This window comes from Nocardioides sp., from assembly GCF_035481145.1.
Taxonomy (GTDB): Bacteria; Actinomycetota; Actinomycetes; order Propionibacteriales; family Nocardioidaceae; genus Nocardioides.
The window spans coordinates 1-10,571 of the sequence record NZ_DATIHB010000211.1 but is presented as its reverse complement, the minus strand read 5'-3'; the positions used below and the strand labels follow the sequence as shown (position 1 = coordinate 10,571).

General features: G+C 70.4%; 11 protein-coding genes. 8 read left to right on the top strand and 3 right to left on the bottom strand.

The window, feature by feature from the left end; translation table 11 throughout:
* Positions 1 to 111 precede the first annotated feature (111 nt).
* The 5 genes from VLF38_RS16960 to VLF38_RS16940 are packed head-to-tail and all read left to right on the top strand — an operon-like array spanning position 112 to position 5,631.
* Positions 112 to 1,458: an LLM class flavin-dependent oxidoreductase gene (locus tag VLF38_RS16960; RefSeq protein WP_325272415.1), complete on the top strand. Its 1,347-nt coding sequence runs from the start codon at positions 112 to 114 to the stop codon at positions 1,456 to 1,458.
* A gap of 39 nt (positions 1,459 to 1,497) precedes the next feature.
* Entirely contained in the window at positions 1,498 to 2,544 is a 1,047-nt protein-coding gene (locus tag VLF38_RS16955) for an ABC transporter substrate-binding protein (protein ID WP_325272414.1), read from the top strand.
* 7 nt (positions 2,545 to 2,551) lie between these two features.
* The gene (locus tag VLF38_RS16950; protein ID WP_325272413.1) at positions 2,552 to 3,373 is read left to right on the top strand and encodes an ABC transporter ATP-binding protein; all 822 of its coding nucleotides are present in this window, start codon (positions 2,552 to 2,554) and stop codon (positions 3,371 to 3,373) included.
* On the top strand, positions 3,366 to 4,205 hold the full coding sequence (locus tag VLF38_RS16945) for an ABC transporter permease (protein WP_325272412.1): 840 nt from the start codon (positions 3,366 to 3,368) through the stop codon (positions 4,203 to 4,205). The genes VLF38_RS16950 and VLF38_RS16945 overlap by 8 nt, the downstream gene beginning before the upstream one ends.
* 49 nt (positions 4,206 to 4,254) lie before the next feature.
* Positions 4,255 to 5,631 carry an MFS transporter gene (locus VLF38_RS16940; RefSeq protein ID WP_325272411.1) on the top strand — a complete coding sequence of 459 codons (1,377 nt, stop codon included), beginning with the start codon at positions 4,255 to 4,257 and terminating at the stop codon, positions 5,629 to 5,631.
* A 144-nt stretch (positions 5,632 to 5,775) separates the two neighbouring features.
* On the opposite strand, the gene VLF38_RS16935 is transcribed toward VLF38_RS16940, so the two are convergent.
* Entirely contained in the window at positions 5,776 to 6,837 is a 1,062-nt protein-coding gene (locus VLF38_RS16935) for a TerC family protein (RefSeq protein ID WP_349255589.1), read from the bottom strand.
* A 193-nt stretch (positions 6,838 to 7,030) separates the two neighbouring features.
* On the opposite strand from VLF38_RS16935, the gene VLF38_RS16930 reads away from it, so the two are divergent.
* From VLF38_RS16930 to VLF38_RS16920, 3 genes are all read left to right on the top strand, one after another.
* Entirely contained in the window at positions 7,031 to 7,675 is a 645-nt protein-coding gene (locus VLF38_RS16930) for a class I SAM-dependent methyltransferase (protein ID WP_325272410.1), read from the top strand.
* 73 nt (positions 7,676 to 7,748) lie between these two features.
* Positions 7,749 to 8,984: a cytochrome P450 gene (locus VLF38_RS16925; protein WP_325272409.1), complete on the top strand. Its 1,236-nt coding sequence runs from the start codon at positions 7,749 to 7,751 to the stop codon at positions 8,982 to 8,984.
* Positions 8,985 to 9,087: 103 nt separating this feature from the next.
* Positions 9,088 to 10,233 (top strand): glycerophosphodiester phosphodiesterase family protein, encoded by a 1,146-nt coding sequence (locus VLF38_RS16920; protein WP_325272408.1) that lies wholly within the window; start codon positions 9,088 to 9,090, stop codon positions 10,231 to 10,233.
* Here the strand turns inward: VLF38_RS16920 and VLF38_RS16915 are convergent.
* Together VLF38_RS16915 and VLF38_RS16910 are read right to left on the bottom strand one after the other, a co-directional pair.
* A complete protein-coding gene (locus tag VLF38_RS16915; RefSeq protein WP_325272407.1) occupies positions 10,121 to 10,378 on the bottom strand; it encodes a hypothetical protein in 258 nt (85 codons plus the stop codon). The two genes, VLF38_RS16920 and VLF38_RS16915, sit on opposite strands and share 113 nt — an antisense overlap.
* Positions 10,378 to 10,571 (bottom strand): hypothetical protein (locus VLF38_RS16910; RefSeq protein WP_325272406.1); only part of this gene is annotated, 194 nt, incomplete at its 5' end. The genes VLF38_RS16910 and VLF38_RS16915, both read right to left, overlap by 1 nt.

Genomic DNA, 10,571 nt, shown 5'->3' with positions numbered 1-10,571 from the left:
CGTCCGTGATGTGGACGGCTGTCCCACATGGTGGCTGGTGGATTTGCCGAGGCGGATGCGGTTTCGATTAAAGTCAAGTAATCCACTAGGAAAACTTCGAAAGGGCGAACCATGCCGCGCCAGCTCAGCCTCAACGCCTTTCTCCACGACACCGGCCACCACGAGGCCTCGTGGCGCCACCCCGAGAGCGGCGCCGAGCACGTCGGTGACATCGCGTGGTACCAGGACCTCGCCCGGCGGGCCGAGGCGGCCAAGCTCGACGCGGTCTTCCTCGCCGACGGCCCGGTGCTGTGGGGGAGCGGTCACCGGCCCAGCAACCAGTTCGAGCCCATCACGCTGCTCACCGCGCTCGCCACTGTCACCGAGAAGATCGGCCTGATCGCGACCGCCTCCACGAGCTACTACGAGCCCTACAACCTGGCCCGTCTCTTCGGAAGCCTCGACCGGATCTCCGGCGGTCGTGCCGGCTGGAACATCGTGACCACCCAGGGCGACGAGGCAGCGGCCAACTTCGGCCGCGCCCAGGCGGCTGACCCCGCGACACGCTACGAGCGCGCCCAGGAGTTCATCGACGTCATCACCAAGCTCTGGGACAGCTGGGAGGACGACGCCGAGGTCGTCGACCGCGAAAGCGGCGTCTTCTACGACCCGGCCAAGGTCCACGCCATCAACCACCGCGGCAAGCACCTCTCCGTCAAGGGCCCCTTCAACGCCCCGCGTACGCCGCAGGGTCGCCCCGTCTACGTCCAGGCCGGCTCCTCCAACGACGGTCGCAGCTTCGCCGGCCGCAACGCCGAGGCGATCTTCACCGCCCACCAGACCCTCGCCGACGCCCAGGCCTTCTATGCCGACATCAAGGCGAAGGCGGTCGGCTTCGGCCGGGACCCGGAGTCGGTGAAGATCCTGCCCGGCATCAGCCCCTTCATCGGTGACACCGAAGCCGAGGCGAAGGAGCTGTACGACGAATTCAACCGCCTCACGGTGCCAGCGGCGGGGCTGCGCCAGCTCCAGGGCTTCGCCGGTGTCGACCTCTCCCACCTCGAGCTCGACGAGGTCGTCCCTGTCGACACCTTCGGTGGGGCCGGCAACGTGCTCGACAACCAGCGCAGCCGCCTCCAGGTCGTGGCGAACATCGTCGAGCGCGACCGCCCGACGCTCCGCGAGCTGCTCCACCGCCTCGCCGGCGGCCGTGGCCACAACGTCGTGCACGGCACGCCGGTGCAGATCGCCGACACGATCCAGGAGTGGTTCGAGGGCGGTGCGGCCGACGGTTTCAACGTGCTCCCGCCGCTCTACCCGCAGCACCTGGACGACTTCACCTCCAAGGTCGTACCGATCCTCCAGGACCGCGGCCTCTTCCGCACGGAGTACTCCGGCTCGACCCTGCGCGAGCACTACGGCCTCGCCCGTCCCGACAGCCAGTACGCCGCTACGCCGGCCGCCGCTGACGCCTCCTGACCCGCACCACCCCACCCGAGAAAGAACCGAGAGGACACCATGAGCACCACCTCCACCGCCCCCGTCCGTCGCCTCCTCGCAGGCACCGCGGCCGCTGCCGCCCTGCTGGGCGGTCTGACGGCCTGCGGTGCCGCTGGTGCCGACGCGGAGACGGCAGCCGACGGCAGCACGGTCGTCCGCTACCAGAGCTACCCCGGCTCCGTGGACCCGCTCCAGCTGGCCGACGCGCTCGGCAAGCTGCCCGGCATCACGCTGAAGAAGGTCGGCGACGTCCAGGGCGGCCCCGAGTCGCTCCGTGCGCTCGCCAGCAAGCAGGTCGACATCTCCTCCTCCGCGTTCTACGGCGCCATCGCGCAGACCGTCGCGACCGGCGTGCCGATCAAGGCCGTCGTCTCGACCTACGGCACCAACGCGAAGACCGGGTCCGCCGTCGTGGCGAAGAAGGGCTCCGGCCTCACCGACGACCCCCATTCCTTCATCGGCAAGAAGGTCGCGGTCAACACCCTCGGTGCGAACGCCGAGGCCGTGCTCGACACGTGGTTCGCCAAGGGCGGACTGAGCCGGGACGAGATCAAGAAGGTGACGCTCGTCCCGCTGCCTCCGCTCAACACGGCCCAGGCGCTGAAGAACGGCCAGGTCGACGCGGCGTACATCGGGGTTGGCCAGCTCAAGGCGACCCAGGACGCCGTGCCGATCGAGACCGTCTTCAAGGACAGCGACGTCATCGGCTTCTACAACGGCGGCGGCGTGGCGCTGCGCAACGACTGGATCAAGGACCAGAAGAAGGCGGACCAGACGCTCGTCTCGGGCATCGCGTACGCCATCGACTACATCGAGTCGCACAGCCGGGAGGAGACCCTCGCGGTCTACACGAAGTGGCTGAAGGAGAACGGGTACGCCGAGGCGGCGCCCGTCGTGGAGAAGAACTGGAACGGCTCCACCGGCGTCTCGAGCAAGGGCGGCGTGATCGCCGACAAGGACATCTCGGTCTGGCTGGACTGGCTCGGCAGCCGCGGCGACGTGGACCCCGCGAAGATCACGCCCGCGGACGTCTACACCAACGAGTTCAACCCGAACGCGAAGTGAGGACGCCATGAGTTCCCGCATCCAGCTCAGCGACGTGGGCCAGACCTTCCTGGTCCGCGGCAACGACGACCGGCAGCTCCGTGAGTTCGTGGCCCTCGACGGGCTTGACCTCGACATCGCAGCCGGGGAGTTCCTCACGATCGTCGGGCCCTCGGGCTGCGGCAAGTCCACGGTCCTGGACCTGATCGCCGGTCTCGCGAAGCCCACCTCGGGCAGCCTGGCGATCGACGGCGCGCCGATCACCGGTCCGGGCCTCGACCGCAGTGTCGTCTTCCAGCAGTACACGCTGCTGCCCTGGCGCACGGCCCGGGCCAACGTGGAGTTCGCGCTCGAGGCGAAGGGTGGGCTCTCGAAGGCTCAGCGACGGGAGCGGGCGGAGACCTATCTCGAGCTGGTCGGCCTGCTCGAGTTCGCCGACCGCTACCCGCACGAGCTCTCCGGCGGCATGAAGCAGCGCGTGGCGATCGCGCGCAGCCTCAGCTACCAGCCCGAGGTCCTGCTCATGGACGAGCCGTACGGCGCGCTCGATGCCCAGACCCGCGAACGGCTCCAGGAGGAGCTCGTCGCGATCTGGCAGCGCACCGGCACCACGGTCGTCTTCATCACCCACGACATCGACGAGGCGGTCTTCCTCGGCCAGCGGGTCGCGGTGATGAGCAGCCGTCCCGGTCGGATCAAGGAGATCGTCGACATCGAGCTCGACCGTTCCGGCGCAGGGGACCGGGACGTGCGGGCGACGACCGAGTTCGCGGCGTACCGGCACCAGGTGTGGACGCTGCTCCGTGAGGAGCATGCGCCCGCTCAGGAGAAGGAGGTGGCCCATGTCTAACCTCCTCGCAGAGCGCACCGAGGCACGGCCCAACCCCCGCCAGGAGGCGGCGGTCAAGGCGCGCGGCGTCTCCCGCGGACGCAAGCAGGCCGTCACCGTCGGCCGCGGGGTGGCAGGCGTGCTCACCCTGGCCCTGGTCTGGGAGGTACTGCCGCGGCTGGGCCTGCTGGACCGGCAGTTCATCCCGCCGCTGAGCCAGGTGCTGCAGGCGTGGTGGGAGCTGATCACCAGCGGTGAGCTCTGGCGTCACCTGCAGGCCAGCCTGGTCCGCTCGGGGGCCGGCTTCGCGCTGGCCACGGTGCTCGCCATCCCGCTCGGTGCGGCCATCGCGTGGTACCGCCCGGTGCGCGAGTTCTTCCAGCCCGTGCTGGAGGTCTTCCGCAACACCGCGGCGCTGGCGCTGCTGCCGGTCTTCACGCTGATCCTGGGCATCGGAGAGGCGTCGAAGATCGCGATCATCACCTACGCCTGCTTCTTCCCGATCCTGCTCTCGACGATCGCCGGTGTCGCCACCGTCGATCCTCAGCTGCTGAGGTCGGCGAAGGTGCTCGGACTCTCGCCGGTCGCGACGTTCCGCAAGGTGGTCTTCCCGGCGGCGGTGCCGACGATCTTCACCGGGATCCGGATCTCTGGCGCCGCGGCGATCCTCGTCCTCATCGCGGCGGAGCTGGTCGGCGCCAACGCCGGCCTCGGCTTCCTGATCACCTACTCCAACAACAACATGCTGATCCCGAAGATGTACGCCGCGATCCTCACGACGTCCGCCCTCGGTCTCGCCGTGAACTACGGGCTGGTCGGCCTCGAGCGCCGCTTCTCCCGCTGGCGTGCATAGGTCGCGCCGTACCGACTCCGGCCGCGGGCGCCTCACCTTCGGGGCGCTCGTGGCCGGTGTCTGTACCTACACCCTGCTCCAGTCGATGACCGTCCCGGCGCTGCCGCACATCCGTGCGTCGCTGGGAGCCGACCAGGCCTCGGCCTCGTGGATCCTGACCGCCTTCCTGATCTCAGCCTCCGTGGCGACGCCCATCGTGGGACGGCTCGGTGACGCCCGTGGCAAGGTGCGCATGCTCGTAGGCAGCCTGGTGCTGCTGGCGGTCGGCTCGCTCGCTGCAGCGCTCGCCACGTCGCTGGGCGCGATGATCGCCGCGCGCGTGCTGCAGGGGCTGGCCGGAGGAGTGCTGCCGCTCGCCTTCGGCATCATCCGCGACGAGCTCCCGCCGGCGCGGGTCCCGGGGGCGGTGGCGCTGCTCTCGTCGCTCATGTCGGTCGGCTTCGGCACCGGCATCGTGGTCAGTGGCCCTGTCGTCCAGTACGCCGGCTACCGCGTCCTCTTCCTGCTGCCCGTCCTTTCGGGCCTGATCGCCGCGACCGTGGTCGCCCGGTGCGTCCGCGAGTCGCCCGGCCCCACGGGCGAACGGGTCAGGGTGCTGCCCGCGGTCGCACTGGCCGGCTGGCTGGTCAGTGCCCTGCTCGCGGTGTCGGGCGCGCCTCACGCCGGCTGGACCTCGCCGCGCACCCTCGTCCTGCTCGGTGTGGCGGGGCTGCTGCTCGCTGCATGGGTGCTGGTCGAGGCACACATCGATGTGCCCCTGATCGACCTCCGCCTCCTGGTCGAACGACGGGTCGCTGGTGCCAACCTGGTTGCGCTGCTGGTGGGTGTCTCGACGTACGCGTCGTTCGGCTTCCTGCCCCAGCTGCTGCAGACGCCCGTGGCGAGTGGCTACGGGCTGGGCGCCTCCGTGGCGCTCGCCGGCTACCTGGCGCTGCCGAGCGCGGTGCTGTCCTTCGTCGGGGGCCTGACGTCGCCCGGACTGACCCGGGTTATCGGTGCGCGTGCCGTGATCGCGCTGGGCTGCGGGCTCTCCGCGCTCGGTCTGGTCGCGATCGCCGTTGCGCATGAGCACGCCTGGGAGTTGGCACTGGCCAACGCGGTCAGCGGCCTGGGTAGCGGCTGGACCTTCGCGGCGCTGGCCAACGTGGTCGTCGACGCGGCTCCGGTGGGTAGCACCGGAGTGGCTGCCGGGCTCAACGCCAACCTCCGCACGATCGGTGGCGCGATCGGGTCGGCCGTCATGGCCAGCGTGGTCACCAGCCAGCTCCTGCCGGGCGGGTGGCCGGCGGAGTCGGGCTACACGACGGGGTTCGCGTTGCTGGCCGCGGTCGCGTTGCTCGGCACCGCGGTCGCGCAGGTCGCACTGCCTGCCTCAGGCCGGGATGCCGTGGTGGCGAAGCGCCGCCTCGGCGTCCTGACGGGGTGACGAGGCGCCGTCCCGGCATACGGATCCGTCGTCTGTGGCGCTGCGCAGCTGCGCCCGAAATGGCCAGAAGCGGCGCGAACCTGTGCAGGTACGCGCCGCTTCGGCGTGGGTGCGGTGCGAATGCGCGCCGCTTCGGCGTGCAGGTCAGTCGTCGTTGTCCCAGTCGCGGCGCGGACCGGTCATCTCGTCGCGCTTGGCAGCGTCGAGGCGGGCCGACGCGACCAGCGACGCGACGGTGGTGACCAGCAGCGTGCCGAGGATGACCGAGAGCGACACCCAGATCGGGATGTCCGGGGCCCACTCGACGTGGTGGCCGCCGTTGATGAACGGCAGCTCGTTCTCGTGCATGGCGTGCAGGACCAGCTTGACGCCGATGAAGCCGAGCAGGAAGGCCAGGCCGTACGAGAGGTAGATGAGCCGCTCGAGCAGGCCGCCGATGAGGAAGTAGAGCTGACGCAGGCCCATCAGCGCGAAGATGTTCGCGGTGAAGACGAGGTACGGGTCCTTGGTGAGGCCGTAGATCGCCGGGATCGAGTCGAGCGCGAAGAGCAGGTCGGTCGTGCCCAGGGCGAGGATCACCAGGAACATCGGGGTGATCAGGCGCTTGCCGTTCTCGGTCACGAACATCTTCGTGCCGTGCCACTCCTTGGTGGCGGGGAGGCGCTTCTCGGCGAACGCGACGAGCTTGTTCTCCTCGTACTCGTCCTCGTCCTCGGAACCCTCCTTGGCGAGCTTGACCGCCGTGTAGATGAGGAAGGCGCCGAAGAGGTAGAAGACCCAGCTGAACTCGTTGATCGCCGCGGCGCCGAGCACGATGAAGATGCCGCGGAAGATCAGCGCCAGCACGATGCCGATCATCAGTGCCTTCTGCTGGAACTGCCGCGGGACGCCGAAGCTGGCCATGATGATGATGAAGATGAAGAGGTTGTCGACCGACAGTGAGTACTCGGTCAGCCAGCCGGCGAAGAACTCCGCAGCCGGCGCCTCGGAGAGCTCGTGGGGCTCGGCGAAGACCGCGAGCCCGAGGCCGAACGCCACCGCCAGCAGGATGTAGAAGGCCAGGTGCCGGCTGGCCTCCTTCATCGACGGCTCATGCGGCCGGCGGCCGATGATGATCACGTCGACGAGCAGGAGGCCGACGGTCACAAGGAGGGTGACCAGCCAGACGGTGGGGGAGGCGACGGAGTCGCCGATGATGGAACTCAAGGAAAGACCTTTCCGGAGTGCGTGCAGGGACTTACTCCGGAGGTCTCTTCCGCCCCGCGTGGATCTCGACAGGCTCGATCACCTGGCACTCGATCAGCTGCTGGGCCGGTGGCACCGGGACTCGCGTCCGTACTGACGACACCACCGCGAAGGAATACTCCCCTCCAAGCGGTCCCCATCCTAGGGTGCAGGGGTGAGTCTTGCCCAACGCGCGATGGAGCACCCGTTCCTGGCGCCGATCTACCAGCACGTCTGGCGACCGGCCTGGTGGCTCGGCGCGATGGCCTTCGACGTGCCCCACCTGCTGCGCGAGAAGCGCAAGGCGGTCGAGACGCTCCGCCTCGCTCCCGGCGACCTGGTCCTCGACGTCGCCTGCGGCCCCGGCAACTTCACCCCCGCGTACGCCGCGGCCGTCGCGCCCGACGGGCTGGCGATCGGCGTCGACCTCTCCCGGCCGATGCTCCGGCAGGCCGCACGTGACCACGGCGACCCCGGCACGGCGTACGTCGAGGGGAGTGCGCTGCGGCTGCCGTTCGGCGACGACGCCTTCGACGGGGTGGCCTGCTACGGCGCGCTCTACCTGATCCCGGACCCGTTCACGGCGCTGGACGAGATCGTGCGGGTGGTCCGCCCCGGCGGCCGGGTCGCGATCATGACCACCACGGCGCCCGACGCAGTGCGTGGGCTGGCCGGCCAGGTCGCGCGGCTCTCGGGGCTGCGGGTCTTCGGTCCGGACGAGGTGACGGGTCGGCTCGCGGCCGCCGGGTTCACCGATCTGAGCCGGGAGATCCACGGCTTCTTCCAGTACGTCGCGGGCACAGCGCCCGGGCAGCCCTGAACCTGCTCCGGGATCTCCCTGAAACCGGTGTAACTTCCCTGCATTTCGGTCCCCGGACGGGCAGCATGTGCCCATGGGAATCGCCGCTCCGCTGGTCCGGCTCGCTGCCCGCGTCGGCAGCCGCAGGCTCGACCTGTCACGCCTGGACAGCCTGCCGGAGTCGCTTGCGTGGCCGCTGCAGCGCGATGGCATCGCCATCGACGCGCGGCTGGTCGACGGCCAGCCGATCCGGCGCCTCGCCTCGGTGCTCGGCATGCAGGTCTGGCTGGTGACCGACGCAGAGGCCGGCCGGGCGGTCCTCGCCGAGCCGACGGCGTACTCCACCGACATCCGCCCGTACGTCGGGGCGCGCGGCGCTGCGGACGGCGACATCGGTGGCCTGGGGTTCACCGATCCGCCCGAGCACACGGTGCTGCGCAAGCTGGTCGCGCCGGAGTTCACCAAGCGGAGGCTGGAGGCGCTGCGCCCCCGGATCGCGGCGATCGTCGACGAGCAGCTCGACCTGCTGGAGCGACGGGGCAAGGCGGGCGACCCCGTCGACCTCGCGGCGACCTTCGCCTTCGATGTGCCGTTCCTGGTGATCTGCGAGCTGCTCGGGCTGCCGCTCGACGACCGCGGCACCTTCCGGCAGCTGGGCGGTGCCCGTTTCGACGTGTCCCAGGGCGGGATGGGCGCCTTCGGGGCCATCTCCGGCTCGCGGACCTTCCTGATCGGCGCGACGCAGCGCCAGCGGGTCGAGTCGGGTCCCGGCCTGATCGGGCGGCTGGTCACCGAGCACCCGGAGATCTCCGACCACGAGCTCGGCGGTGTCGCCGACGGTGTCTTCACCGGCGGCATGGAGACGAGTGCGGCGATGCTCGCGCTCGGCACCGGCCTCCTGCTGGAGCACCCGGAGTGGTGGGAGGCGCTCGCCTCCGGTGCCGACCCCGTGCCGGTCGTGGAGGAGCTCCTGCGGCACCTCGCGGTCGTGCAGGTGGCCTTCCCGCGCTTCGCCCTCCGGGACATCGTGGTCGCGGGGCAGCGGGTGCGCAGGGGAGACGTCGTGATGGTCTCGATTCCCGGCTCCAACCAGGTCGGCCGGCCCGGCTTCGACCCTGAGCGTGAGCCCGCGTCGCACCTCGCCTTCGGCCACGGCATCCACCGGTGCGTGGGCGCCGAGCTGGCCCGCCTCGAGCTGCAGGTCGCCCTGCCCGCTCTGGCTCGTCGCTTCCCGCTGCTGGCCACGGCAGGGGACCCGGCGTACCGGCAGACCTCGATCGTCTTCGGCGTCGACGCCATGCCCGTGCGCACCTGCCCCGTCGCCCACTGACCGAACGCGGCGACCGGTTCCGCCTCCTGACCGCCGTGCGCACGCCGTGCGAACGTCGGCTGCGTGTCATCCGGCGTTCGCCCGGCCATGCGACGAAGGTGGTGTGAACGCGCAGCTGGGACGGAGCCTCGTCCCCACCCCCGCCGTCGCCGGCCACCGCGGAGCGAGCGGCCAGCGACCGGAGCACACGCTGGAGGCCTACCGCCTCGCGATCCGGATGGGTGCCGACGACATCGAGCTCGACGTGGTGCCGACGAAGGACGGCGTGCTCGTCGCGCGGCACGACGCCACCCTCTTCGCCACCACCGACGTCGCCGACCACCCCGAGTTCGCCGCGAGGCGGACGGTGCGGACCGTCGACGGCACCGAGCACGACGACTGGTTCGTCGAGGACTTCACGTTCGAGGAGCTCCGGACGCTGCGGGCGCGCGAGCGGTTCCGCAAGGTGAGGCGGGCCAACACCGCGTTCCACGGGCGACTGACGATCCCGAGCCTGGACGAGGTGCTCACGCTGGTCGCGCTGGAGTCGCGCCTCCTCGACCGCACGGTCGGTGTGCTCATCGAGCTCAAGCACGCCGCCCACTACGCCACCCGCGGCCTCGACGTGGTCGAGCCGCTGCTCGCGACCCTCGGCGACCACGGCGTCGACCACGCCCGCTCGCGCGTGACCGTGATGAGCTTCGAGACGACCGTCCTGCGCCAGGTAGCCACCCGGTCACCGGTGGCGATCATTCAGCTCCTCGACCGCAAGGGGGCTCCCGCCGACCTGGTCGCGGCGGGCGACCCCACGACGTACGCGCAGATGGCGAAGCCGGCCGGCCTCGCCGAGATCGCGACGTACGCCGGCGGGGTGGGCGTGCACAAGGAGATGGTGCTGCCGCGCGACGACAAGGGCCGGACCCGGAAGGTGTCGAAGCTCGTCACCAAGGCGCACAGCCGGTGGCTGACGGTCCACGTGTGGACACTGCGGGTGGAGAACCGGTTCCTGCCGCTCGAGCTCCGCTCGAGCGACGCCCCGGGGCACCACGGCGACCTGTTCACCGAGGCCCGGATGCTGCTTGAGGCCGGGGCTGACGGCCTGATCACCGACAACCCCGACCTCGTGCTCGCTGCGCGGGAGGACTACTTCGCGCGGCTCACAGGCGCTTCCGCTGCGTCAGCACCGCAGCCACGAGGCCCGCTCCGCCGCCGACGAGCCACGGCACCGGGAGCAGCCAGCGCAGGTCGTCCTGCGGAACCGTCCCGCTGACGAAGAGCGCCCACACCGTCAGCAGGCCGGTGAAGGCCAGGCCCATCACGAGGTGGCCGATGTTGACCGGGTGGAGGCCGCCCCGCTGCGGGGACTCGGCTGCCTCGTCGGGGAGGGGCGGGATCACCGTCGTCTGCTCGTTCATCACTTGCTCCTCACGATCACGTGGCCGAGGTCGGCGCTCGCCGAGACGGTCAGGTGACCGGCCTCCTCGGGGACGTCCTGCGTCCGGTGGTTGCTGATGTCGATGCCGCCGCCCTCCTCGCCGAAGAGCTCGAGGCCGCCGGGGCCCTCGACCCGTCCGGTGGCGTCGACGTCGAGGTTGTCCGGGACGATCA